Source organism: Vibrio sp. 1069 (genome assembly GCF_033340555.1).
Genome location: NZ_JAWOWP010000942.1, coordinates 1 through 517, shown reverse-complemented (window position 1 = coordinate 517; position 517 = coordinate 1). Strand labels below are relative to the sequence as shown.

The following is a 517-nucleotide window of genomic DNA, read 5'->3' as shown; positions in this document are numbered from 1 at the left end:
CGACAGTATATCGGATTGATAAGGAGATATCATGACCACCCCACTTAAGGCAATAGGTGCAATGGCGTTATCGACGCTCGCCATCGCATGTTCATCGCAACAGAACGATGTTATCGCATCTTTCAGTGCACAATGTAAGCCGATCAGTTCACCCGCTGTTGGGGAAACCTCAATCCAAGGTTTGACGTTTGTTGGGTCATCTATCGCCGATGCGCCGTTTGATACTTCTGCCGCAGAAATCGTTAACTATGATGCGTGTACGGACAAACTCTACGTGGTCAATGCTCAAGCCAAACGTGTGGATGTGTTGTCGCTCAACGAAAGCAGTGCGCCTTCACAAACCGATTTTATTGACCTAACCGATGCTGGAACTTCCGCAGGTATTGAAATCGGCGCGGCCAACAGTGTTGCTGTATTTAATGGTTTAGTCGCCGTCGCGATTGAAAACAATAATAAGCAGGAAGATGGCTTGATCGCGCTGTATCGCTCGGATGATCTTTCTCTAATCACCACTTTC

1 pseudogene is annotated in these 517 nt (G+C 47.6%); it reads left to right on the top strand.

The window, feature by feature from the left end:
* Positions 1-31: 31 nt before the first annotated feature.
* Positions 32-517: pseudogene (locus tag R7040_RS29935) on the top strand (alkaline phosphatase); the annotation flags it as partial.